This is a genomic window from Caballeronia sp. RCC_10 (genome assembly GCF_041360715.1).
GTDB lineage: Bacteria > Pseudomonadota > Gammaproteobacteria > Burkholderiales > Burkholderiaceae > Caballeronia > Caballeronia grimmiae.
Map to the genome: position 1 here is coordinate 111323 of NZ_JBFUPT010000006.1, position 23062 is coordinate 134384.

The following is a 23062-nucleotide window of genomic DNA, read 5'->3' on the forward strand; positions in this document are numbered from 1 at the left end:
GCAGACTGCAGACGTATAGTCGGCTTCGGAGACAACAAACGATCGGCCCGAACACGGGTGACAATATGCAGAACGCAAGCCAAATCGAAGCCGGCCGGCTCGACGAACCGGCCGCAGCGCGGCCGCGACCCCTGGTGATTCGCCTTCATCGCGACGACGACGTCGTCATCGCACGCGAGCAGCTTGTCGGCGGCACGACATTGCCCGACGAGGGCATCACGGTATCCGGACTCATTCCCCCTGGTCACAAAGTCGCGACGCGCGCCATCGAACAAGGGCAGACGGTGCGGCGTTATGGCCAGATCATCGGCTTCGCGAGCAAGCCAATCGCGCCGGGCGAACATGTTCACGTTCATAACATCGCGATGGGCGAGTTCGATCGCGATTACGCGTACTGCGAAAGCTCACGCCCCACGCAGTACTCGGACACGCCCGCCACGTTCGATGGCATCGTGCGCGACGATGGCCGTGTCGCCACGCGAAATTACATCGGCGTCCTAACTTCGGTGAATTGCTCGGCGACAGTCGCTCGCGCCATTGCCGATCACTTTCGCCGCGACACGAATCCCGCGAGCCTCGAGGCGTATCCGAACGTCGATGGCGTCGTCGCCTTGACGCACGGCGTCGGCTGCGCGGTCGATCCCGAAGGCGAAGGACTCGCACTGTTGCAACGCACGCTCGGCGGCTATGCGGTGCATCCGAATTTTGCGGGCGTGCTGGTCATCGGCCTCGGCTGCGAGACGAACCAGATTGCTCGCATGATGGAGACGCAAGGTCTCACCGAAGCATCGTTCCTGAAGACCTTCAACATTCAGGAGACGGGCGGCACGGCGAAGACCGTCGCGCATGGCATCGAACTGGTGAAGGGCATGCTCGCGGCGGCGAACCGCGTCAAGCGTGAGCCGGTGCCGGCATCGAACCTGATCGTCGGCTTGCAATGCGGCGGCTCCGATGGCTACTCCGGCATCTCGGCCAATCCCGCGCTGGGCGCAGCCGTCGATCTGCTCGTGAAGCACGGCGGCACCGCGATTCTCTCCGAAACGCCTGAAATTTACGGTGCGGAACACCTGCTCACGCGGCGCGCGGTGAGCCGCGAAGTCGGAGAAAAGCTCGTCGCGCGCATCCACTGGTGGGAAGACTATTGCGAGCGCAGCCGCGCTGCGATGAACAACAATCCTTCGGCGGGCAACAAGGCGGGCGGCTTGACGACCGTGCTGGAGAAATCGCTTGGCGGCATCGCGAAAGCGGGCAACAGCGATCTCGTCGAAGTCTACGAATACGCACAACCGGTGACGGCGAAGGGCCTCGTCTTCATGGACACGCCCGGCTACGACCCGATCTCCGCGACCGGACAGGTCGCGGGCGGCGCCAATCTCATCTGCTTCACGACAGGGCGCGGATCGGCATACGGCTGCGCGCCGACGCCGTCGCTCAAGATCGCCACCAACGACGCATTGTGGAATCGCCAGCAGGAAGACATGGACCTGAACTGCGGTCCAATTCTGAGCGGCCAGCGGTCCATCGAAGAAATGGGCGCGGAGTTGTTCCAGTTGATGCTCGACACCGCATCGGGCAAGCGCAGCCGCAGCGAAATTCACGGCTACGGGCAGAACGAGTTCGTGCCCTGGCAGATCGGCGCGATCACCTGAACGCGATTCAGGCGTCGAAGCCGCTTCACACTCTCAACCTTTGCGACGAATCACCATGCCAAATACCGGACCCTATCGCGGCGTATTTCCTGTCGTGCCGACCATCTTCGATGAAGACGGCAAGCTCGACCTCGAAGGACAGAAACGCTGCGTCGACTTCATGATCGATGCCGGCTCCAACGGCCTCTGCATCCTCGCCAACTTCTCCGAGCAATTCGCGTTGTCCGATGAAGAGCGCGATACCGTCATGCACGCCGTGCTCGAACATGTCGCGGGCCGCGTGCCCGTGATCGTCACGACGACGCATTTCAGTTCGGAAGTCTGCGCGCGCCGCAGCGCCGCCGCAGAAGCCGCCGGCGCCGCAATGGTGATGATCATGCCGCCGTATCACGGCGCGACCATCCGCGTGACGGAGAAGGGCATCTACGAGTTCTACGGCAAGGTGTCGGACGCGATCGGCATTCCGATCATGATCCAGGACGCGCCCGTTGCCGGCACGCCGCTGTCCGCGCCGTTCCTCGCCCGCATGGCGCGCGAGATCGAGAACGTCGCGTACTTCAAGATCGAGACGGCGCAGGCCGCATCGAAGCTGCGTGAGCTGATCGAACTGGGCGGCGAGAGCATCGTCGGTCCGTGGGATGGGGAAGAGGCCATCACGCTGTATCCCGATCTCGAAGCAGGCGCGACCGGCTCGATGACGGGCGGCGGCTATCCCGACGGCATCCGCAAGATCGTGGATGCCTACCTGAGCGGTGACAAGGAAAGCGCGGCGGCGCTCTATCAGCAATGGCTTCCGCTCATCAACTACGAGAATCGCCAGTGCGGGCTGGCCGCTTGCAAGATCCTGATGAAGGAAGGCGGCGTCATCGGATCGGATGCAGTGCGTCACCCGTTCGCGCCCGTCCATCCGAAGACGCGTGAAGGCTTGCTCGAAGTCGCACGCCGGCTCGATCCGCTCGTGTTGCGCTGGGGCCGATAAGCGCCTCGCACCGCGGATCGACTGCATCCGCGTATTTCATATAAAAGCATTTAGGAGACCGGACCATGAGTGTGTCCAGCGTGCAATCCGTACGAATGACCAACGTCCGATGGAAGATCTTTCTTCTGTTGCTGGCGCTGGTATCGATCAACTACATCGACCGGGCCGCGCTGTCAGTCGCGATGCCGGCGATCGCGCAGGAATTCGATCTGTCGCCGGAGCGTCAGGGTTTGATCCTGAGCTCGTTTTTCTGGACGTATCTATTCATGCAGGTACCGTCGGGCATGCTGGCCGACAAGCTGAAGCCGCGCGCACTCATCGCGGCGGCAACCGTCGGTTGGGGCTTCTTTCAGGCGCTCGGCGCGTTCAGTTCGGGCTGGGTGCTGCTGTTGCTGACGCGTCTCGGACTCGGCGTCACCGAAGCGCCGATCTATCCGGGCGGCGGCAAGCTCAACGCACTGTGGCTCACGAAGAACGAAAAGACGCGCGGCGCCGCGCTGCTCGATGGCGGCAGCGCACTCGGCTCGGGCGTCGGTGCGATCGTCGTTGCGACGCTGATGGCGGTGCTCGGTTCGTGGCGCGCGGCGTTCGTCGTGGCGGGCGTCGGCACGATTCTCTGCGGCATCTGGGCGTGGTGGTACATCCGTAACACGCCACGCGAGCATCCGTCGATCAACGAGGAAGAAATCGCGTATATCGAGCGCGCTCACGCTGAAGAAGATGCGGCCGAGCCGACCGTTGCGCCGGGCGGCTCGCTGTTCCGCTTCTTCACGTTCCGCTCGGTGTGGGGCATGTGCCTGAGCCACACCTGCACGAACCTGATCTTCTTCGGCCTGATGACCTGGCTGCCGACGTATCTGTTCAAGGTGCACGGTTTCGACCTGAAGTCGCTGGGCGGCGCGACGTTCCTGATCTTCTTCTGCGGTTTCGTCGGCGAAGTGATCGGCGGCAATCTCGCCGACAAGTGGAAGTCGGCGGGCGCGAGTGCGAATCGCGTGTATCGCACGATGATGATCATCGGTGCAGTCGCGGTCGGCCTTTCGATGCTCGGCGTGGCTTATGTCCGCGCACCGGTCATGGTCGTCGGCCTGCTGTGCGTGGCGCTGTTCTTCCTGCGCTGGTGCGGCGGCTGCAACTGGGCGACGCCCGCAATGCTCGCCACCCGCGCACGGACCGGCACGCTCAACGGCATCATGAACTTCGTCGGCAACATCGCGGGAATCTTCGTGCCGATTTTCATCGGTTACATCGTGCAGACGACGGGCTCGTATTTTCTCGCGCTGATGTTCTTCGTCGCCGTGGCGGCCTTCCAGTCGCTGTGCGTCCTCTGCATCGACTATCAACGCAAGCTGCCGGTTTGAACGGGCATGTGACCGGTGCGGAACGTTGAAATGTTCCGCACCGGTCGACAGGAGAAGTGAAGTGCAACGTCGTCTTTATACGGGTAATGATCCGCGCCGCGCACACAGCATCGAAGAGTTGCGCGGGATGGCGCAGCGGCGCGTGCCCAATTTCTGTTTTGAATACGTCGAAGGCGGATCGGAGGACGAGTCCACGTTGCGCCGCAATCGCGATGTCTTCGCGGAAATCGCTCTCCGGCCGCGCTCGCTGGTCGATGTATCGAAGCGCGATATCGGCATTGATCTGTTCGGACGCCGAAGCAATGCGCCGTTCATGATCGGGCCGACCGGCTTCAGCGGATTGCTTTCGCACGAAGGCGATATCGCGCTCGCAAGCGCCGCTGCCGCTGCGGGCATCCCGTACATTCTGAGTAATGCGTCGACGGTGGCGCTGGAACGCGTCGTCGAGCGCGCCGGCGGGCGCGTGTGGATGCAGGTCTACATGTATCGCACGCGGGATTTCGTCGCAAAACTGGCCGAACGCGCGAAGCAAGCCAATGTGGAAGCGCTCGTCGTGACTACCGACAGCGCGATCTACGGCAAGCGCGAGTGGGACTTGCGCAACTACGCGAGGCCGCTGAAGCTCGATCTGCGCAACACCCTGGACGTGCTCACGCATCCGCGCTGGATGATGGACGTGCTCTGGCCGCACGGCATGCCGCGCTTCGCCAATCTCGGCGATTTGCTGCCACCGGGACAGGACAGCGTGCGCGGCGCGGCATCGGCGCTGGCGAAAGAACTCGATCCGTCGCTTTCATGGGACGATATTCGCTGGCTGCGCGACCGCTGGCCGGGCAAGCTCATCGTCAAGGGACTGATTCATCCGGACGATGCCGTGCGCGCCGTCGCGCTCGGCGCGGATGGCATCGTGCTGTCCAATCACGGCGGCCGACAACTCGACGGCTCCGTCTCGGCGATGGAAGTCCTGCCCGAAGTCGTCGATGCAGTGAAGGGGCGTCTCGCCATCATGCTCGATGGCGGATTCCGCCGCGGCTCCGACATCGTCAAGGCGATGGCGCTCGGCGCCGACGCCGTGCTGCTGGGCCGCGCGACGACATGGGGTCTGGGCGCGGGCGGAAGGGCGGGCGTGGATCGCGCAATCGAGATTCTCAAGACCGAAGTGGATCGCGTCATCGGGTTGCTGGGCGTGGGCAGCATCGCCGAACTGGACGCGCGATACATCGAGTGGCCGCGCGTCGCGCGACGCAGCGCATCGCGGCCGCGTCAGGCAGCGCCTGTCGAACTCGAACTGCAATGAACGGGACAGGGATCATGGAAACCAATAACGCAATCCGCCTTCCGCAACGTGTCGAACGCGTCGGAATGATCGGGCTCGGCTTGATGGGCAGCGCGATCGCCGGGCAAGTACTGAAGAAGGGCTTCGAGCTTTTCGTGCTCGGCCATCGCAGCCGCGAGGCGCTCGAAGCCCTCGTGTCGCAGGGCGCGAAGGAAGTGAGCAGCGCGGCCGAACTCGCGCGGAACGTCGACGCCGTCATCATCTGCGTGACGGGAACGCCGCAAGTGCGCGATGTCGTGTTCAGAGAAAACGGCTTGCTTGCGGGCGCGCATGAAGGATTGATCGTCGTCGACAGCACGACCGCCGATCCCGAATTCGCCGACGAAGCCGCACGCGCGTTCGCCGCAAAAGGCGCGGCGTTCATCGATGCGCCAGTCAATCGGACTCCGAAGGAAGCGCGGGAAGGGCGGCTCAACGTACTCGTTGGCGGCGACGCCGGCGTGCTCGAGTTGCTGCGGCCCGTGATGGCGGCTTACGCGGAGACGGTGCATCATTTGGGCGCGCACGGTGCGGGGTATCGCGCGAAGCTGATTCACAACTTCATCGCTCAGGCCAACGGCGCGATCCTCGCCGAAGCGTTCGGCACGGCCGCGAAGGCGAAGCTCGACCTGCACGAGTTTGCGGCCGTCTGCCGCTTGAGCGGCGCGCACAGCAAGACCTTCGACCGCATCATTCCGTATCTGCTCGAAGGCGACGACAGCGGCCAGCAGTTCGCGATCCGCAACGCTGCGAAGGACATGCGTTCGTATGCGCAACTGGCGTCGGCGCAGTCGTCGACGGCGATCATCGCGGAAGCCGTGCGGCAAATCTACGTGCTGGCGACGAATCTCGGGCATGGCGACGAGTACGTGCCGCACATGTTCGATGTGGTCGCGCAACTCAATGGCATGGCGCCGTCGCGTGCCGGGAACGACGAATCGCGCTGATCGCCCGCCAGGGGGACGTCGCCCGTACTCACGGGGCTGACGAGCCTGCTGACCGCGCTTCAGATTGGCGAGGCGGGGCGTCAGTGCATTTTCGGCGCGACGCTACTGGTCTTCTGACGCTCAACGGCTGGTCGTTCAAGGGCGTGCTCGGGCGAGCCTGAGCGTGCAAGCGAGTCAAGCGATGCTTTCCTATAATCCGTCGCTCGACTTGGGCTTTGCACGCGATGGGATTGCGATGGACATATTGTGGAAGGGCATCGTCGGTGGCTTGGTCACCGCATTGATCGTCACGGCTTCGAAGCGTGGCAACGTGCTGCCGGGCATCCTGCCGCTCGCGCCGACGTTCGCGATCATCGCGCTCCTGGCCGTCGGCGCGAAAGGGCAGCCCGGCGGCTTCCGGACCGCGTGTCTCTCCGGCGCGCGGACGATTCCCGCGTACCTCGTCTTTCTCGCACGTGCTGCGTGCTGATTCACTATGTCGATTACCGCCTCACGATCGTCGGCGGACTCGGTGCATGGCTGATCGCGGCGCTCGCGATCTTTCTCGCACCGCGCTTCATGTAATCACGCTTTGCGCCGGCGCCCGCGCGCAAGCCACATCGCACCGAGCAAAGCGCCTGCGCTCACGACGAGGCCGCGATGCGTCCCGAGCCATAGCGACGGGCACGCATCCGATGCTTCGCCATCGAACCGTCCGCGCGTGCGATGCAGCGCCGTCACGGGTTCCCACAAGTTGTCGGGCCGGTCCGCGCCGGGCAGCCGCTCGTCCTGTTGCGCGTCGTAACCGGTGCGGGCGAGGTACGCATCGAGCAGGCCGGGGAAGAAATGGTTGGCCACGATCGCCTTCACCGACGACGAACCGACCCACACTTCCCGCCGCCGATGCGTCGCCGCCCAGTAGATCGCCCGCGCCGCGACTTCGGGCTGAAAGACCGGCGCGACCGGACGCGGCGCGTGCGGCGTCGCGGCCTTGGCCCAGTCGAATTGCGGCGTGTTGATCGCGGGCATCTGCACCATCGTCACGTGGATGCCGCGCTTGTCGTGACGCAGCTCGCAGCGTAATGAATCGGTGAAGCCGCGTATCGCGTGCTTCGCGCCGCAATAGGCGGCCTGCAGCGGAATCGACCGATACGCGAGCGCCGATCCCACTTGCACGATCACGCCCCGATCGCGCGGCGTCATGCGGCGCAACGCGGCCATCGAGCCCCATACATAGCCGAGGTACGTCACTTCGGTGATGCGCGCGAAGTCGCGCTCGGGCATGTCCGCGACGGCGGCGAGCGAGGTGAGCATCGCGTTGTTGATCCAGACGTCGATCGGGCCGAGCGTGGCTTCGATGTGCGACGCGGCTTCATCGACGACATCGGCGTGACTCACATCGAGCGGAATCGGCAATGCGCGCACGCCGCATGCGCGCACGTCGGCGGCGGTATCGGCGAGGGCGGCTTCGTCGCGGGCGATGAGCGCGACGTCCGCGCCCCGTCGCGCGAATTCGAGCGCCGTCGCGCGTCCGACGCCCGCCGTCGCGCCGGTGATGACCACGATGCGAGGTTTCCTCATTGCGTACGCTCATCCTGTGTTGGCTGTGCGCCCGTGAGATGCAACCGTCGTGCCGCGCAAAGCGAAGTCCCGAAAATGCTCACCTTTGGCACGGTGCGAAGCCTTTGGCGGGGCGGGTCTTTCGTGCTGATCCCGAAAAGTCTCACCTCGAGGGGTAACATGCATGCATCGCGGACCGGCCGATGTTGCCCTCGATGAACCTCTTTCAAACGATTCGAACGTGGGCAAGACGCATCAAGCGCGATGCGATGACCCTTTGGTTTGCGTATCGCAATCCGGACACGCCTCTCGCCGTCAGGCTGCTTTGCGTTTTCGTGGTCGGCTACGCGCTCAGTCCTGTCGACCTGATACCGGACTTCATCCCCGTGCTGGGCTATCTCGACGATGCGCTGCTGCTTCCGGGCCTGATCTGGCTTGCGATCCGGCTTCTGCCTGCCGGAGTCGTCGATGAGAGTCGAAGGCGGGCCGACGCGTGGATGGCCGAACAGCGCACGAAGCCAAAGAGTTATGCGGGAGCGGCGGTGATCGTGGCCATGTGGCTGGCGATTGCGTTCGCGGCGTGGTCCTGGCTGAAGAGTTGAACGTTCGACGCGAACTGCCGGTCAAGCCTCTGTCGACGAAAAAAAACCCGGCCGAAGCCGGGTACAAGTCGGACCGGGCGCGTTCCGAGTCACGCCCGACCGCGTGGATGCATCGAAGAGGCCGCGTGTGTCGCGACGCGCTGGCCTCGAAGCAGAGCAGTGTCCGTGGCGGTATAGTGCGGCCTGAAAACTTATGCAACGCTTAAGCGCGTGCTGCGAGGGCGCCGAATCAAGGCTCCGGCTCCGAAGCCGCACGCTCGCGTTAAGCCGCGCTTAAGCAAGCGTCGAGGACAATCGGCGGCGACACGCAAGCCTGGAGACCCGCATGCGTCTGCTATTGGTGGAGGACGACGAGATGATCGCGGAGACGGTGCTGGCCGCGCTGCGTCGTGCGAGCTATACGGTCGACTGGGCGCAGGATGGCCGGGCCGCCGAACTCTCGCTTGCGAACGGTGTGTACGATCTGGTGCTGCTCGATCTGACCTTGCCGAAGCGCCACGGCCTCGACGTGCTCGGCGTCTACCGCAAGAACGGCGGCGATGCGCCGGTGATGATCCTCACCGCGCGCGACGCCATCGACGATCGCATTCGCGGCCTCGACGCCGGCGCTGACGATTACCTGATGAAGCCCTTCGACCTCGACGAACTGGCCGCCCGCGTGCGCGCCCTGCTCAGACGTCGCACGGGGCACAAGCAACTCGTCTATGCGCATGGCGAACTGACGCTCGATCCCGCCGCGCATGAAGCCGCCAAGAGCGGCGCGCCGCTCAACCTCGTGCCGCGCGAATTCGCGTTGTTGCAGGCGTTGATCGAAGAGCCGTCGCGCGTGTTCCGCCGCCGCGAACTCGAAGAGAAACTCTATGGCTGGGGCGAGGAAGTCGGCAGCAATGCGATCGAAGTCCATGTGCACAGCTTGCGGCGCAAGATCGGGCCGGATGAGATCGTGACGGTGCGCGGTGTCGGTTACCGGCTGAAGAGGATCGGATGAACTCGATTCGCCGCTGGCTGCTCGGCTGGCTCATCTGCGGGCTGGCGCTCGCTTGCCTGATCGCGGGCTACGGCATTTTCCGCGCGGCGCGGCTCGAAGCGGGCGAGCTCTTCGATTACGAATTGCGTACGGTCGCGCTCTCGCTGCCCGACAACATTCCCGCCGCCCATGCCGCGGAAGGGCGTACGCACGAACTGCATGGCATCGCGGATGACCGGTTGGTCATCGACATCTGGGACGCTTCCGGGCGTCTCGTCTATCACTCGCCGCACGAGCCCGCGTTGCCGCGCTTCGGCGACGGATTTCAGTCGGCGGAGCGCGAGGGGTATCGCTGGCGCGCATTCGGCGTCGCGCTGCCGGATCGCTTCGTGCAGGTCGCGCAACCTTACTACGTACGCGACGACATGGCGATCGAGCTTGCGTTGCGCATCATCTGGCCGCTCGTCTTGCTGATACCGGCGATCGTCGTGATCGTGCTCGTGGTGGTGGCGCGCGGGCTGGCGCCGGTCCGATGGCTGTCTTCGTCGATCGCCGCGCGTTCCCACGAATCGCGCGAACCGGTAGCGGTCGCCACGCCGATGCCCGATGAGCTTCGTCCGCTCGTCGACGAACTCAACGGCCTGCTTGCGCGGCTGAACGATGCATCCGAGGCGCAGCGCACCTTCGTCGCCGACGCGGCGCACGAACTGCGCACGCCGCTGACCGCGCTGAAGCTGCAGATTCAGGGCGCCATCGGCGATGGATCGCTGAAGGTCGATAGCGCCACGCTTGCCAAAATCGACGGCCGGCTGAACCGGCTGATCCATCTCGCGCAGCAATTGCTCAGCATGGCGCGGGAGGATGCGGCACGCGAGGCGGCTATCGCGCCGATGAGCCTGCGCACGCTTTGCGAAACGCGCGTCGCGGATTTTTCTCTGATCGCGGAGGCAAAGTCGATCGACCTCGGCCTCGTGCTCGAAGAAGCGCACGACGAGTACGATACCTACACGATATGCGGCGACATGCACGCGCTCGCGGTGCTCGTCAACAATCTGCTCGACAACGCGATCCGTCATACGCCGCACGGCGGACGTGTCGATGTGACACTGCGGCGCGAGAGCGACGGCATCGCGCTTACCGTGCTCGACACGGGCCCCGGCATTCCGGCCGAAGAGATCGACCGCGCGTGCGACCGCTTCTATCGATGCGTCGGCACGCAAGGGCAGGGCAGCGGGCTGGGCCTCGCCATCGCGCTGCGGATCGCGCAACGGCATCATGCGGCGTTCACGGTAACGAACCGCGATGCAGGCGGACTCGCGGTATCGTTGCGTGGATTGCGCGCAGTGGAAATGAAAGCGCAAGAAGCGGGAAGCGCGGCCCTCGCAATGCGGTGATGATCGTGCCATGAAGCGATTCGCCTATTACTTCGCCATCCTTATGTTATCGGCCAACATCGCACGCGCCGACGATGCCGCCAGCGCGCCTGCGGCGTCGGAAGCGAAGACGCTGAAGGAGCGCCTCGGCGACAAGGCCAGCGACGAACAGCGCGTCGACAATTGCAAGGTGCCGCCGGATCGCCGTGGCGCGAAGGCGCGGCCCGATGCGTGCGCGCATTAGCGTGGCGTTCAGCGCTTGTTCGTCAGCGCGATCGCGAAATCGAGAAAAGCCCTTGTTTTAGCGGGCGGATGATGCCGCGACGGATGAAACGCATAGAGCGGAAAACGTTCGTCGGGCCAGTCGGGAAAGAGATCGATCAGCTTTCCTTCGGCCAGCAGGTGCTCGTGCCCCAGCTCCAGTATCTGCGCAACGCCATAGCCGGACAGACACGCGCTCAGCAGCGTGCCGGGATCGTTGAGCGTCAGGTGCCCGCGCGTTTCGACGGTCAGCCGCTTCTTCTTGCGATGAAACTCCCACGCGAACGGCCGCCCCGTTTCGGGATCGCGGAATTCGATGCAGGTGTGCGCGTCGGTGGCGAGCGATTGCGGCGTCGCGGGCCGGCCGCATCGTGCGATATAGGACGGCGCGGCGACGGTATGCACCGGCGTGTCGAGCAGCTTGCGCGCGACGAGGCTCGAGTTGCGCGGCTCGCCGAAGCGCACGGCGAGATCGAAGCCATCGGCGATCATGTCGCCGAGCCGGTCGCGCGTGATGAGTTCGAGATCGAGTTCGGGATGCGCCTGCATGAACGCTTCGAGTTGCGGGCCGAGCACGAGCCGCGAGAAGATCGGATCGACATTGACGCGCAGCCGTCCCCGCACGGCGGTCGTGCTGCTCGATGCTGTCGCTGCGGCTTCTTCGATGCCGAGGAGATGCGGCATGACCTGGCCGTAGAAGCGTCGGCCATCGTCAGTCAGGGAGACGGTGCGCGTGGTGCGGTCGAAGAGCCGGATCTTGAGTTTCGCTTCGAGACGCGTGATCGCGCGGCTCACGCCGGGCGGGGACATGCCGAGCTTTTCTGCGGCGGCGGCGAACGTGCCGGTATCGACGATCGCGGTGAAGACATTGAGGGCGGGGAGAAGATGCGTGGTGGGGGCGGGCATGCGCGCTTGATCGTCATCGATGAATGACGGTGATGGTAGCGCGCGGAACGCAGCGATGCGCGGAATGGGCGCTGCGGTCCGGTCAGCGCGGTGTCGCGTTACGCCAGATGAAACTCGGAATCGGCAACGACGGCGGCGACCGGAACTGGGACTTCTGTTCCCTCGCTTTCGGCGTCGCTTCGGAGCGAGCGCCGCACCACAAAAGAAACGGGCCCCGAAAGGCCCGTGCTTTACGACACTCAGCTATCAGCGCGCGTCAGGCATGAGCCTTCGCCTCGCGGCGCTCCGCCATCGAATTCGCGCGGATGCGCTCATACTCCTGCTCGCTCATCGGCACCGCATCCTTCTTGCCGAGATCTTCCAGCCGCACGCGATACGTTTCCCGCGCAGACCACGCCGCGATCGCCGCGATGATCGTCACGCTGAAAGCCAGCGCCCCGATGGTCAGCGGAATATTCGTCGATCCCGGCGGCGCGACGGTGGCGAACAGCGCGGGCAGCAGCGCGGTGATCGTCGTGCCGATGTTCTGCGCAATCGCCATCGCCGAAACACGCGAGCGGGTCGGGAACAGTTCGGGGAAGAAGCTCGGGAAAATCGCGTTGTATCCCTGATAGACGACGCCCCACATCAGGAGCGACATCACGATCGCCAGCGGCACGTTGCGGATGCTGATCGCGTAGAGATACGCAAACGAGAGCAGACCCGCGAGCAGCGAACCGGTGATCATCGGAATGCGGCGTCCGACGCGATCCGACAGATTGCCGATATACGGAATCACCAGCACCGCCAGGATGTTGCCGGCAACCGGAATCCACAGATACACGCTCTTGTGAAAGCCGATGCCATACGAAGCCTGCACCGCATACGCCGCCCCGAAGATCGTCGTGACCACGGGAATGACGTTCATCAGCGCCATGCAGACCACGCGGACCATGTCGGGCGTGCTGTTGGCGAACGCTTCCTTGATCGGCGACTTCGGCAGTTCGCCCTGAGCGCCTTCCGCAGTGAACGCCGGCGTTTCATGCACTTCGCGACGAATGATGTAACCCGCGACCAGCACGAACGCCGACAGCAGGAACGGCACGCGCCAGCCCCATGAGTTGAACATGTCCTCGGGCATGAACGCCGCGAGCGGCAGGAACACGGCGGCCGCGAGAATCTGGCCGGCCTGCACGCCCTGCAGCGTGAAGCTCGCATAGTAGCCGCGCCGGCCGGACGGTGCGTGCTCGAGAATCATCGAACTCGCGCCGGAAATTTCGCCAGCCACCGCGAAGCCCTGAATCAGACGCAGCAGGACGAGCATCGCCGGTGCGGCCATGCCGATCTGGTGGTACGTCGGCAGAAGACCGACCGCCATCGTCGAGAAGCCCATCAGGAACATGCAGATCAGCAGCACGTTCTTGCGGCCGTGGGTGTCGCCAAGATGCCCGAGCACGAACGCGCCGATAGGACGCGCCACGTAGCCGACGCCATAGGTCGCGAGCGATGCGACGATCGCCACCTTCGGATTGCCCGACGGGAAGAACAACTGTGGAAAGATCAGCGCCGCCGCCTGCGCGTAAATGAAGAAGTCGTAATACTCCAGCGCCGAGCCGATCCAGCCGCTCGCCGTTGCCTTCTTCGCCTGGCGGCCGCCGTGCGCTTCTTCCTTAAGGCTAGCCATATGTGTCTCCGAACAATGGGTTAATCGATTGAACTCGCGTGCCGCCTGTCTCGTTCTTCTGATTCGTCATCCCGCCGATGCACGAGGCAAAGAGCGGTGGCGAGCGCGTCGCTCCGGGTGATTGGAGAATAGGGGCGCGGCCCTTCTCCGGCAACGATTTGTGATAGATTATGCGCGATTATCGTACGCGCGTGTCCGATAATCGACCGCTTTGGGGGTTAGCACTAGCTAAATGCAAGGTTTGACAATGAACAAGCCCGCACTCGACAAGCGCGACTGGATCGCCGGGCTGGAGAAGGGTCTGGCGATTCTCGAAGCGTTCGACGACCAGCACGCCCGCATGACGCCGACGCAAGCGGCGGCGCGCACCGGCATGACGCGCACGGCGGCGCGCCGCTATCTGCTGACGCTCGCGCATCTCGGTTACGTGCAGACCGACGGCAAGCTCTTCAACCTGACGCCGCGCGTGTTGCGCGTCGGCTGGTCGTATTTCGATTCGGCGCGGCTGCCGCGCATCGTGCAGCCGTATCTCCAGCAATTGAGCGCGACGATCCACGAATCCGTTTACGTGAGCGTGCTCGATGAATGGGATCTCGTCATCATCGCGCGTAACGGCTCCACGCGGGTGATGACCACCGGCTTCGTGCTGGGCGCGCGGGTGCCGGCTGCGCTGATGTCGGGCGGGCTCGTGATGCTCGCCTACAAGCCGGACGAGGATGCCGTCCGCCATTGGCTCGACGCGACCGAGTTCAAGCCGTTCACGCCGCTCACGCTGACCAACAAGGAGAAGCTCCACGAGAAGATCCGCCAGGCGCGCGTGGATGGCTTCGTCGCGATCGAACAGCAGTTGCAGGTCGGCGTGCGCGGCGTCGCGGTGCCGATCAAGAATCGTCACGGACAAGTAGTGGCGGCGCTGTCGGTGAACATGCCGATCGGGAAGGAGACGCACGAGGCGGCGCTCACCCGCGTGCTGCAGCCGCTGCAGGAGACGGCGCTCGCGATGCTGAACGTTATCTGATGGCGGCTCGACGAATGGTGAGGACTTACGGGAGCCGGACAAAGGTGAGGGTTTTCAGGGGCGCGACAAGCCGTTCATTCAGCCGCAAAGCTTCGTTGAACAACTCGTTAGTTTCCCGAACAATTCGAGCGAATATCGGCTAGGCCGATAAGAACGGACCGGCGCACTAGGCAACCGGTCCGGTCACGTCTTGCAGTGGCAGGCTGACGAGACGTGACACCCTGAACCATGCAGCGACCATGCCAGCGGCACACGCACGGTTGCATGGGCGTCCGCGCGAGCGACAGTGGGCGCAACGCCAACAGCCATCGCCCGACCTGTTTGCCACGGTCCTACAGCCGCGATCAACCCGCGATCCTTACCGCAAGCTCGGCCACATGCTTGCCCTGATATCGCGCGATTTCGAGTTCGTTGTCCGTCGGCTGCCGCTTGCCGTCGGGGCCGACGATCGTCGTCGCGCCATAGGGCGTGCCGCCGGTGATCTCTTGCATGTTGGTCAGCGCGGGGCACGCATACGGCACGCCGACGATCACCATGCCGTGATGCAGCAGCGTCGTGTGGAACGATGTGATCGTGGTTTCCTGGCCGCCGTGTTGCGACGCCGTCGACGTGAACACGCTGCCGACCTTGCCGATCAGCGCGCCTTTCACCCATAGCCCGCCGGTCTGGTCGAGGAAGGTTCGCATCTGGCCGGCCATGTTGCCGAAGCGCGTCGGCGTGCCGAAGACGATGGCGTCGTAGTTCCCGAGTTCGTCGATGCTGGCGACCGGCGCTTGCTGATCCAGCTTCACGCCGATGACCGAGGCCTGATCGGCGGGAATCGTTTCGGGCACGCGCTTGACCGTCACCTCGACGCCCGCCACGCCGCCCGCTCCTTCGGCGACGGCCTGCGCCATCGTTTCGACGTGGCCATACATCGAGTAGTAGAGAACCAGCACTTTCGCCATGAGATGTCCTTGTGTCGGGATGGGTCGAGGTCGAGCGCGATCGCACACGATAGCATCGGCTTCGGAGTGCTGCAGAAAACGCCTTTCGCGCTTTTGCAACTGTTCCGATGCGTTTCTTTGCGTCATCGCCGATACGCGGCTACGCTCGGATGTGATGCACGACAACCGCACGAACGATGCCCAACGATCAGCCCGCCGACAGCAGGGCCAACCGCAGCGCGCGCCGCGTCAATCGTCGCGCCGCAGCCAGCCTCGGCGCGCTCGGCGGCATCCTGCGCGACGCGTTCGGCGCACTCGGCCGCGAACTCGTCGCGATTCGGCCGTCGTCGTCACGCGCGCGTTTCGGCACGCAGGCGATGCTGTCCGTAGCGCTTGCGGTCGCGCTCGCGCACGTCTTCGATCTCACGCATGTCTGGTGGGCCGCGATCAGCGGGTTCGCGGTGATGCACTCGAAATTTTCGGCGTGCGCGCAACGCGGCGTGCATCGCGTGCTCGGCACGATTGCGGGTGCGCTGCTCGGCGCGACGGCGGGACCGCTCATCGGCGACACGCCGTGGCTCTTCGTGCCCTTGCTCGGCGTGATCGCGGGTGTGTCGGTGTATCGGGCGCTCGTCTCCGATGCGGGCTACGCGTGGGTGCTCGGCGCGGTCACGTCGCTGATGGTGACGTTCGAGGCGCACCGGCTGGCGTCGGCATCGGCGACGGCATCGTTCGCGCTGCTGCGCGTGGCCGAAGTCGTCGTCGGGACGCTGGCTTGCGTGGCCGTCTCCGCGCTCTTTCACGCGGGCGTGCAGCATTATCGGAAGTCACGCGGCGTTGCGCCGATGCCCGGCGCGCTGGCCGCATCGACGGCGGATCGCGTGGACGGCGCGAGCCACAAGACCGCGCTCGTGCGCTCCGACGCGGCGCGGCTCGAAGCATCGGCCGAGGCGCGGCACAGGCGCATTGCCTGGCACGCCGCGTGGTCCGTCGTGATCCTCGCTTCGCTGGCGTATGCGTACGACCTGCCGGGCTTCCCTCAGGCGATGGTGACGGCCATCGCCGTGTTGATCCTGCCCGCATCGTCGCTCGGTCAGCCGACGCGAAAGCCGATCGCCGCGCGCATGGTCCAGCGCTTCGCCGGCTGCCTGCTCGCGGGCGCGCTCAGTCTTGCGCTGTTGCCGCTGATCGGCGACAACGCCCTCGCGTGCATGCTCGCGCTATGCGCGGGCGTGTGGATCGGCTGTCACGTGCAGACGGGCTCGCAAGGCGCGAGCTATGTGGGACGGCAGTTCACCATCGCGTTCATCATGGTGTTCGTGCAGGACCATGAATGGTCGTCCGACCCGATGCCCGCGCTCTTGCGGCTTGCGGGCATCGTGAGCGGCATCGCGGTGCTGGCTGCCGTGATGGCCGCCGGAACCGCGATATCCCGCCGCCGCGCGGCGTGAATCAGGCCTCTTCCGCCCAGGCCAGATTTTCTCGCGCCATCAGCGCCGACGAAGCCGCCGGCCCGAACGTGCCCGCCGTGTAACCACGCGGCTTGTCGCCCAGTTCCTTCCAGCCGTTGAGAATCGGTTCGACCCACGCCCACGCCGCTTCCAGTTCGTCGCGGCGCATGAAATGCGTGAGACGTCCGCGAATGACATCGATCAACAGGCGCTCATACGCTTCGGCGCGGCGCTGGGTCATCGCCTGCTGCAAGTCGAGATTCAGGTTCACGGGCAGCATCTGCATGCCGCTGCCGGGTTCCTTCGCGAGCATCTGCAACTGGATGGACTCTTCCGGCTGCAGCGTGATGATGAGACGGTTGCCGTAATTGCGCGGCCCGCTCGGGATGATCGAGAACGGCAGGTCCGCGAAATCGATTACGATTTCCGACTTGCGCGTCTGCATCCGCTTGCCGGTGCGCAGAAAGAACGGCACGTTGGCCCAGCGCCAGTTGTTGATATGCGCGCGCAACGCGACGAACGTCTCGGCGCGGCTGTCGGCGGGCACGTTCTCTTCCTGCAGATAGCCCTTCACCGGCTCGCCGCCGACCGCGCCCGCCGCATACTGGCCGCGCACGGTGTCGCGGGCGATGTCCGACACGGTCATCGGGCGCAGCGACTTCAGCACCTTCAGCTTTTCGTCGCGCACGGCGTCGGGATCGAGCGAGACCGGCGGTTCCATCGCAACGATGCACAGCAGTTGCAGCAAGTGGTTCTGCACCATGTCACGCAGCGCGCCGGTGTGATCGTAGAAGCCCGCGCGGCTGCCGACGCCCACCGTCTCCGACACCGTTATCTGCACGCTCTTGATATACGGCGACTGCCACAGCGGCCCGAAGATCGCATTGCCGAAGCGCAGCACCATCAGGTTCTGCACCGTTTCCTTGCCGAGATAATGGTCGATGCGATAGATCTGCTCTTCCTTGAAACGCTTGCCGACCGCATCGTTGATGGCGCGCGCCGAGGCGAGATCGTGACCGAGCGGCTTTTCCAGCACGACGCGCGCATGATCGTCGACGATGCCCGCCGCCGCGAGGTTGTCGCAGATGGTCGTGAACAGTTCCGGCGACGTCGACAGATAGAACACGCGCTGCGCGCCGTCGCGCGATGCTTCCGCGAGCCTGCGGAAGTCGTCCGGGTTCTCGGCATCGACGCGTACGTAGTCGAACAGCGCGAGAAATTTGTCCCACGACTGGGCGTCGAAAGCCTTCTCGTCGATGAACGGACGCGACTGCTTTTCCATGAAGTTCTTCAGATAATCTTCGCGCGTCCAGTCCTTGCGGCCGATGGCGAGAATGCGCGTATCGGCGGGCAGGTTGCAGTGCGTGTGCGCCATGTAGAGCGCGGGCAGCAGCTTGCGCGCGGCCAGGTCTCCGCCGCCGCCGAAGATGATCATGTCGAGCGGGCGTTCGTTCGAGGGAGATGTCGAATTCGTCATGGTGCGTGAGCCGTTGAGGTTCGAAGAGCCGGTTGCATCGAGCGGAAACGATGCCCGATGCAACGCGCTGAAGAGAGCTATGTTGCATGGTTTGCCGCCATTTTGCACGGCCCGTGCGCTAACGGACGTTCGATTCACGCAAAGATTCCCGCAGCCACGCGCCGCCGCGTCTGTTTAGCGCGATCAGCGCAACGATTCATCCGCACGCAGCGTGGCGACCGCGAGATCGAGAAACGCGCGCACCTTCTGCGTGACGTGGCGGCCTTCGCGATGCACCAGATGAATCGGCAGCGGCGGCGGCTGATACTCGGGCAGCACGATGACGAGCCGTCCTTCGCTCACATGCTGCGCGACCTGATACGACAGCAGCCGTGCGATGCCGAAGTCCGCGAGCGCGGCGTCGATGGCCGAATCGTTCGTCGTCGTCATGAAGCGCGGATGCGTGTGTACGAGGATCTGGCGCTCGCCGTCGTGGAGCCGCCATTCGGGCGGCGTCGACGATCCCGTCGATGCGATGATCGTATGCCGCTCGAGATCGTCGGGATGCACCGGTGCGCCATGCTTCGCGAGATAGCCGGGCGAGGCGCACAGCACGCGCCGCACGCGCCCGACCGGAATCGCCTGCAACGACGAGTCCGGCAGTTGCGCGATACGCACGGCCACGTCGATGCCCTCATCGACGAGATTCACCACGCGGTCGATGAACCAGCAGTTCGCATCGGCTTCGGGATAGCGCGAGAGGTAGTCGAGCACGATCGGCGTCACGTGCAGCCTGCCGAACAGCACGGGCGCGGTCAGCGAAAGCACGCCGCGCGGCGCCGCATGCGTGCCTCGCGCCGCGAGTTCGGCGCTGTCGACTTCGCCGAGAATGCGCCGGCAGTCTTCGAAGAAGCCGCTGCCGGCATCGGTGAGACGCACGACGCGCGTCGTGCGCGTCAGGAGCCGCACGCCGAGCCGTTCCTCCAGCTCGGTGACGACGCGGCTCACGACCGAAGGCGATACATCGAGTTTGCGCGCGGCGGAGGCAAAGCCGCCGGTTTCGACCACCGTGACGAAGGTCGACATTGCCTGAAAGCGGTCCATGTCGGATGCGGGAAGCGGGCGGATGAGTTGCCGTGCATTCTCGGGCATGCGGGCATCGGTCGCAATCGCGGCGCGGCGCTTCAGAGATCGAGTTCCAGTGCGCCTTCGGTGTCGGCGGCGGGCATCGCGCAACAGATCAGCGCTTCGTTCTGTGCGACTTCGTACGCGGGCGCTTTCTTGTACGTCACCGCGCCCTTGACGATGCGGGTTCTGCATGTGCCGCACGTGCCGCCGCGGCAATTCGATTCCGCATCGACGCCCGACGCTTCGGCGAGTTCGAGCAGACTGCCGCCTTCGGGCTTCCATTGCACATCGCGATTCGACTTCGCGAAACGGACCGCGACCGCTTGCTGCGCGGGAGGACGCATCGGCTGATGCTCGGCATCGCGATTCAACGATGCCGGTCCGAACGCTTCGGCATGAATGCGCGCATCCGCGACGTTCAGCGCGCGCAGGCCGTCGTAAAGCGATTGCATGAACGCGCCCGGACCGCACAGATAGAAGTCGTAATCGTTGAACGGCAGACGGCTCGTCAACATGTCGATGTCGATGCGACCCGACACATCGTAATCGCGCGTCAGTTCCGCGCCCTGGCTGTCGCTCAGCACGCGGATCACGTGCACCGCGCCGCCCGCGCTTTGGGCGAGCGCGTCGATTTCAGCGGCGAACGCGCGGCTCGCGAGCGTGCGCGCCGATGCGATCAGCCACGTTGGGCGAACCCGCCGCGTGCGCAATCCTTCATAGACGATGTGACGCAGCATCGCGAGCATCGGCGTGATGCCGACGCCGGCGGCCAGCAACACGGCGGGGCGCGTTTCGAACGGATCGATCGTGAAGCTGCCTGCTGGCGCGCGCGCCTCGATGATGTCGCCCACTTTCAGCGTATCGTGCAGATGCGCCGACACGCGGCCTTCGCGCTTCACGCTGATCCGCACGACGCCATCGCGCGGCGCGACCGACAGCGTGTAAGTCCGCACGGCCGGCTTCGCGGCGCCGGGCAGCGTCACGCGCACCGGCAAGTGCTGGCCGGCGGCGTGCGGCACGATGCCCGCGCCATCGGCGGGTTCGAGCCAGAACGAGCGGATCACATCGCTTTCATCGACGATCCGGCTCACGCGATACGGCCGCCACGCATCCGCGAGCGCCGCAGCCTTGATGCGTTGCGCCGCTTCGTTCCAGTCGCCGGTCATCAGCGAATTCGGCGACCAGCCTTCGTCGCGAAAAGCCCAGCGCAGCGGCAGCGCAGCTTCACGCAGCACGACGCGGCGCGCCGTGAAGCGCCACAGGCGTTCCGCGCCCTGGAACGCGGCGATTTCCGGCGAATCCGTCAGCACTTGCGCGTCGCCCGTGAGTTGCAGCACGTCGCCCGTCGCGAAGTCCGCGAACACCAGGCCGGCCTTGCCGTTCACCGAAATGTTGCCAAGCGTGTTGAAGAAGAGATTGCCGGCGAAGTCGGGAATGGTGAGCGCGCCGTCGCCGCCGCGGGATACGCGCACGAAACCCGCCTTGCCGCCGCGATGCGACACGTCCACCTGACGATGCCCGTCCTCGCGGTCGAAGTACGACGCGACGAAGAACGTATCGGCGCGCTCGATCATCGACCGCATGCGAGGCGAGTTTGCATCGAGCGCGATGGGCTGCGCCGTCGGCGGCTCGTCGCGCACGAAGGTGAAGTCGCGGAGTTGAATGTATTGCGGGCAATTGCCGAAGCTCTGCTCGACACGCAGGTCGAACGCATCGCCGTGACGATGAATCACGCCGTTCACGCGATTGCGGCGGCGCGTATGCAGTTCGATGCCGAGCATGCCGATGGATGCGCCGTCGCCCAGACCGGCATCGGCGGGATCGAGCGGATCGGGTGCATGCGCGACCGACAGCGTCGTGGCATCGGGCGTTTGCATGAAGCCGGGACGGCCCGTTAGAAAGGTCGCCCAGGCGTCACCGTGATCATCGACCGTGCCGGCAACGACGAACGGCAACTGCGCGAAAAATTGCCGATGCTGCTCCGGCATGTAGTCGCGCACGACGCGCTGGCCGAGTGCGCGCATGCGGTCGTAGGCGCCCGCGGCCTTTTGCAGCGCGATCTCGCCGCGATGCCAGGGCGTCGCCGGGATCGAAGACGGTGTGGACATGATCTTGAGCTCCGGGCGCGGGTATCAGGCGGCGAGACCGGCGGCCGTCTTCTGGAACGGCACGAAGCCGGGCAACGCTTCGATGCGCCGCAGCCACGCGTTCACGTTGCGATAGCCGGACAGATCGACATTGCCTTCCGGCGCGCTCGCGATATAGCTGTAAAGCGCGACATCCGCGATGGTGGGATGCGCACCGCCGATATCCGCGATCCACTCGCGATCCTGCAACTCGCCATCGATCACCTTGAGCACGGCATGCGCGCGGGCGATCACTTCGTTCGCGTCGAACTTGCTGCCGAACACGGTGATGAGCCGCGCCGCAGCGGGGCCGAACGCGATTTGCCCCGCCGCGACCGATAGCCAGCGCTGCACGGCGGCGGCGCCTTCGGGCGTGTCGGGGAGCCATTGCGTTGCGCCGGCGCGCTTTGCGAGATAGACGAGGATCGCGTTCGAATCGGCGATGGTGCGATCGCCGTCGACGAGCACCGGCACCTGACCGAAGCGATTGATGCGCAAAAACCCGGGCGACTTGTGCGCGCCCGCCGCGAGGTCGACCTGCTCCTCGTCATGCTCGATGTTCAACAGATGCAGAAAGAGGCGCGCGCGATGCGAATGCCCCGAAAGCGGATGGTGATAGAGCTTCATGGCAATTCCCCGGATACGGCCGGGAGACGTCCCGGCCTCTGTGAAGCAGTATCGGTTCTTGCCGTTTCGAGGTGAATACCAGCGAAATTCAAATAAATGTTCTCGTTGCGAGAACAGTCGCGTCGCATTTAGTCGCCGCGCGGCGGCACGTTTGACTTGTTGCCCGCGAGCGGCGAACCATATCCGCCGCTGTTCGCGTTGTTCGGCAAGCCGTTGGACAACTGGGCGCGCGGATCGGCCGGATTCAGATTGAGTTCGCCGGCTTGCGCGTTGCCGTGCGTCGGGTACTCGCTGCCAAGCGGAGCGCCGGGCATGAGACGCGTGCTGTTGTGCGGCGCGTTCATGTCCGTTTCGGGGCTCGGATGCAACTGCGCATGAGCGGGAGAGGCGGCCATGATCGACACGCCGCATAGAAAAGCCATTGCTCGCATCATCGACTCCTTGGAAGTCTTTCCCCGATGCCTATTTCTTGTGCTTCTTCAGCTTTGCCTTGCGCGCGGCGCGGTCGTCGATGATCCGCACGCGATGCTTGTCCTTCATTTTCTTCCATTTCCTGCACTCTTCCTTCGTGCGCAGGCAGCCGATGCAGAAGCCGGTCTTCTCATCGAACTTGCAGATGCTGATGCAGGGTGAATCGACGCCCATACTTGTCTTGCCTCGGCTTTAACGAAGGACAACCACTTTCCCATGCGGATGCAAGCGCATCCAACTGATTGTGTCGATGACCGCGATAGATGCCGCACGCTCCCGTATAAACTCACCGGCACG

The 23062-nt window shown here is 64.6% G+C and carries 22 protein-coding genes; 12 read left to right on the plus strand and 10 right to left on the minus strand.

All coding sequences use genetic code 11. The annotated features are described in order from the left end of the window. The first annotated feature begins 65 nt into the window (after positions 1–65). The 6 genes from AB6804_RS13825 to AB6804_RS13850 all read left to right on the plus strand — a co-directional run bounded on the left by AB6804_RS13825 (position 66) and on the right by AB6804_RS13850 (position 6720). Entirely contained in the window at positions 66–1649 is a 1584-nt protein-coding gene (locus tag AB6804_RS13825; protein WP_370886906.1) for a UxaA family hydrolase, read from the plus strand. Between the two features lie 55 nt (positions 1650–1704). Beyond that, positions 1705–2628 (plus strand): dihydrodipicolinate synthase family protein, encoded by a 924-nt coding sequence (locus AB6804_RS13830; RefSeq protein ID WP_370886907.1) that lies wholly within the window; start codon positions 1705–1707, stop codon positions 2626–2628. A gap of 65 nt (positions 2629–2693) precedes the next feature. Continuing rightward, positions 2694–3989, plus strand: coding sequence for an MFS transporter (locus AB6804_RS13835; protein WP_370886908.1), 1296 nt, complete (start codon positions 2694–2696; stop codon positions 3987–3989). Positions 3990–4050: 61 nt separating this feature from the next. After that, on the plus strand, positions 4051–5286 hold the full coding sequence (locus AB6804_RS13840; protein ID WP_370886909.1) for an alpha-hydroxy acid oxidase: 1236 nt from the start codon (positions 4051–4053) through the stop codon (positions 5284–5286). A gap of 14 nt (positions 5287–5300) precedes the next feature. Next, on the plus strand, positions 5301–6251 hold the full coding sequence (locus AB6804_RS13845) for an NAD(P)-dependent oxidoreductase (RefSeq protein ID WP_370886910.1): 951 nt from the start codon (positions 5301–5303) through the stop codon (positions 6249–6251). A gap of 181 nt (positions 6252–6432) precedes the next feature. Then, entirely contained in the window at positions 6433–6720 is a 288-nt protein-coding gene (locus AB6804_RS13850) for a GlpM family protein (protein WP_370886911.1), read from the plus strand. A 95-nt stretch (positions 6721–6815) separates the two neighbouring features. On the opposite strand, the gene AB6804_RS13855 is transcribed toward AB6804_RS13850, so the two are convergent. Then, the gene (locus AB6804_RS13855; RefSeq protein WP_370886912.1) at positions 6816–7811 is read right to left on the minus strand and encodes an SDR family oxidoreductase; all 996 of its coding nucleotides are present in this window, start codon (positions 7809–7811) and stop codon (positions 6816–6818) included. Between the two features lie 194 nt (positions 7812–8005). Between AB6804_RS13855 and AB6804_RS13860 the strand changes: the two genes are divergently transcribed. The 4 genes from AB6804_RS13860 to AB6804_RS13875 all read left to right on the plus strand — a co-directional run bounded on the left by AB6804_RS13860 (position 8006) and on the right by AB6804_RS13875 (position 10976). Then, on the plus strand, positions 8006–8392 hold the full coding sequence (locus AB6804_RS13860; RefSeq protein ID WP_370886913.1) for a DUF1232 domain-containing protein: 387 nt from the start codon (positions 8006–8008) through the stop codon (positions 8390–8392). A gap of 325 nt (positions 8393–8717) precedes the next feature. Beyond that, positions 8718–9380 (plus strand): response regulator, encoded by a 663-nt coding sequence (locus AB6804_RS13865; RefSeq protein ID WP_244795374.1) that lies wholly within the window; start codon positions 8718–8720, stop codon positions 9378–9380. After that, positions 9377–10753: an ATP-binding protein gene (locus tag AB6804_RS13870; protein ID WP_370886914.1), complete on the plus strand. Its 1377-nt coding sequence runs from the start codon at positions 9377–9379 to the stop codon at positions 10751–10753. Before AB6804_RS13865 ends, AB6804_RS13870 begins: the two co-directional genes overlap by 4 nt. 10 nt (positions 10754–10763) lie before the next feature. After that, complete coding sequence (locus AB6804_RS13875) at positions 10764–10976, plus strand: hypothetical protein (protein ID WP_370886915.1); 213 nt, start codon at positions 10764–10766, stop codon at positions 10974–10976. A gap of 8 nt (positions 10977–10984) precedes the next feature. Here the strand turns inward: AB6804_RS13875 and AB6804_RS13880 are convergent, their stop codons facing one another. Both AB6804_RS13880 and AB6804_RS13885 read right to left on the minus strand, forming a co-directional pair. Beyond that, entirely contained in the window at positions 10985–11899 is a 915-nt protein-coding gene (locus AB6804_RS13880; protein WP_370886916.1) for a LysR family transcriptional regulator, read from the minus strand. A gap of 256 nt (positions 11900–12155) precedes the next feature. Then, on the minus strand, positions 12156–13562 hold the full coding sequence (locus tag AB6804_RS13885) for an MFS transporter (protein ID WP_370886917.1): 1407 nt from the start codon (positions 13560–13562) through the stop codon (positions 12156–12158). Positions 13563–13809: 247 nt separating this feature from the next. On the opposite strand from AB6804_RS13885, the gene AB6804_RS13890 reads away from it, so the two are divergent. After that, positions 13810–14580 carry an IclR family transcriptional regulator C-terminal domain-containing protein gene (locus tag AB6804_RS13890; RefSeq protein ID WP_370886918.1) on the plus strand — a complete coding sequence of 257 codons (771 nt, stop codon included), beginning with the start codon at positions 13810–13812 and terminating at the stop codon, positions 14578–14580. 344 nt (positions 14581–14924) lie between these two features. Here the strand turns inward: AB6804_RS13890 and wrbA are convergent, their stop codons facing one another. Next, the gene (gene wrbA / locus AB6804_RS13895; protein WP_370886919.1) at positions 14925–15527 is read right to left on the minus strand and encodes an NAD(P)H:quinone oxidoreductase; all 603 of its coding nucleotides are present in this window, start codon (positions 15525–15527) and stop codon (positions 14925–14927) included. 176 nt (positions 15528–15703) lie between these two features. On the opposite strand from wrbA, the gene AB6804_RS13900 reads away from it, so the two are divergent. Next, positions 15704–16957, plus strand: coding sequence for an FUSC family protein (locus AB6804_RS13900; protein WP_370886920.1), 1254 nt, complete (start codon positions 15704–15706; stop codon positions 16955–16957). A 1-nt stretch (position 16958) separates the two neighbouring features. Here the strand turns inward: AB6804_RS13900 and zwf are convergent, their stop codons facing one another. From zwf to AB6804_RS13930, 6 genes are all read right to left on the minus strand, one after another. Next, the gene (gene zwf / locus AB6804_RS13905) at positions 16959–18434 is read right to left on the minus strand and encodes a glucose-6-phosphate dehydrogenase (protein WP_370886921.1); all 1476 of its coding nucleotides are present in this window, start codon (positions 18432–18434) and stop codon (positions 16959–16961) included. Between the two features lie 183 nt (positions 18435–18617). Then, positions 18618–19517 (minus strand): LysR family transcriptional regulator, encoded by a 900-nt coding sequence (locus AB6804_RS13910; RefSeq protein ID WP_370887042.1) that lies wholly within the window; start codon positions 19515–19517, stop codon positions 18618–18620. Positions 19518–19597: 80 nt separating this feature from the next. Beyond that, positions 19598–21649: a pyridoxamine 5'-phosphate oxidase family protein gene (locus tag AB6804_RS13915; protein ID WP_370886922.1), complete on the minus strand. Its 2052-nt coding sequence runs from the start codon at positions 21647–21649 to the stop codon at positions 19598–19600. A 24-nt stretch (positions 21650–21673) separates the two neighbouring features. Beyond that, complete coding sequence (locus AB6804_RS13920; protein ID WP_370886923.1) at positions 21674–22294, minus strand: glutathione S-transferase family protein; 621 nt, start codon at positions 22292–22294, stop codon at positions 21674–21676. Between the two features lie 128 nt (positions 22295–22422). Continuing rightward, complete coding sequence (locus AB6804_RS13925; RefSeq protein ID WP_370887043.1) at positions 22423–22689, minus strand: hypothetical protein; 267 nt, start codon at positions 22687–22689, stop codon at positions 22423–22425. A 67-nt stretch (positions 22690–22756) separates the two neighbouring features. Beyond that, entirely contained in the window at positions 22757–22939 is a 183-nt protein-coding gene (locus tag AB6804_RS13930; RefSeq protein ID WP_035962875.1) for a DUF1289 domain-containing protein, read from the minus strand. Positions 22940–23062: the final 123 nt, after the last annotated feature.

Excerpts from the sequence above, each read along its gene's own strand:
- AB6804_RS13825 (WP_370886906.1), top strand. The coding sequence starts at position 66 with ATGCAGAACGCAAGCCAAATCGAAGCCGGCCGGCTCGACGAACCGGCC.
- AB6804_RS13830 (WP_370886907.1), top strand. The coding sequence starts at position 1,705 with ATGCCAAATACCGGACCCTATCGCGGCGTATTTCCTGTCGTGCCGACC.
- AB6804_RS13835 (WP_370886908.1), top strand. The coding sequence starts at position 2,694 with ATGAGTGTGTCCAGCGTGCAATCCGTACGAATGACCAACGTCCGATGG.
- AB6804_RS13845 (WP_370886910.1), top strand. The coding sequence starts at position 5,301 with ATGGAAACCAATAACGCAATCCGCCTTCCGCAACGTGTCGAACGCGTC.
- AB6804_RS13850 (WP_370886911.1), top strand. The coding sequence starts at position 6,433 with ATGCTTTCCTATAATCCGTCGCTCGACTTGGGCTTTGCACGCGATGGG.
- AB6804_RS13855 (WP_370886912.1), bottom strand. The coding sequence starts at position 7,811 with ATGAGGAAACCTCGCATCGTGGTCATCACCGGCGCGACGGCGGGCGTC.
- AB6804_RS13860 (WP_370886913.1), top strand. The coding sequence starts at position 8,006 with ATGAACCTCTTTCAAACGATTCGAACGTGGGCAAGACGCATCAAGCGC.
- AB6804_RS13865 (WP_244795374.1), top strand. The coding sequence starts at position 8,718 with ATGCGTCTGCTATTGGTGGAGGACGACGAGATGATCGCGGAGACGGTG.
- AB6804_RS13870 (WP_370886914.1), top strand. The coding sequence starts at position 9,377 with ATGAACTCGATTCGCCGCTGGCTGCTCGGCTGGCTCATCTGCGGGCTG.
- AB6804_RS13875 (WP_370886915.1), top strand. The coding sequence starts at position 10,764 with ATGAAGCGATTCGCCTATTACTTCGCCATCCTTATGTTATCGGCCAAC.
- AB6804_RS13880 (WP_370886916.1), bottom strand. The coding sequence starts at position 11,899 with ATGCCCGCCCCCACCACGCATCTTCTCCCCGCCCTCAATGTCTTCACC.
- AB6804_RS13885 (WP_370886917.1), bottom strand. The coding sequence starts at position 13,562 with ATGGCTAGCCTTAAGGAAGAAGCGCACGGCGGCCGCCAGGCGAAGAAG.
- AB6804_RS13890 (WP_370886918.1), top strand. The coding sequence starts at position 13,810 with ATGAACAAGCCCGCACTCGACAAGCGCGACTGGATCGCCGGGCTGGAG.
- wrbA (WP_370886919.1), bottom strand. The coding sequence starts at position 15,527 with ATGGCGAAAGTGCTGGTTCTCTACTACTCGATGTATGGCCACGTCGAA.
- AB6804_RS13900 (WP_370886920.1), top strand. The coding sequence starts at position 15,704 with ATGCCCAACGATCAGCCCGCCGACAGCAGGGCCAACCGCAGCGCGCGC.
- zwf (WP_370886921.1), bottom strand. The coding sequence starts at position 18,434 with ATGACGAATTCGACATCTCCCTCGAACGAACGCCCGCTCGACATGATC.
- AB6804_RS13910 (WP_370887042.1), bottom strand. The coding sequence starts at position 19,517 with ATGGACCGCTTTCAGGCAATGTCGACCTTCGTCACGGTGGTCGAAACC.
- AB6804_RS13915 (WP_370886922.1), bottom strand. The coding sequence starts at position 21,649 with ATGTCCACACCGTCTTCGATCCCGGCGACGCCCTGGCATCGCGGCGAG.
- AB6804_RS13920 (WP_370886923.1), bottom strand. The coding sequence starts at position 22,294 with ATGAAGCTCTATCACCATCCGCTTTCGGGGCATTCGCATCGCGCGCGC.
- AB6804_RS13925 (WP_370887043.1), bottom strand. The coding sequence starts at position 22,689 with ATGGCCGCCTCTCCCGCTCATGCGCAGTTGCATCCGAGCCCCGAAACG.
- AB6804_RS13930 (WP_035962875.1), bottom strand. The coding sequence starts at position 22,939 with ATGGGCGTCGATTCACCCTGCATCAGCATCTGCAAGTTCGATGAGAAG.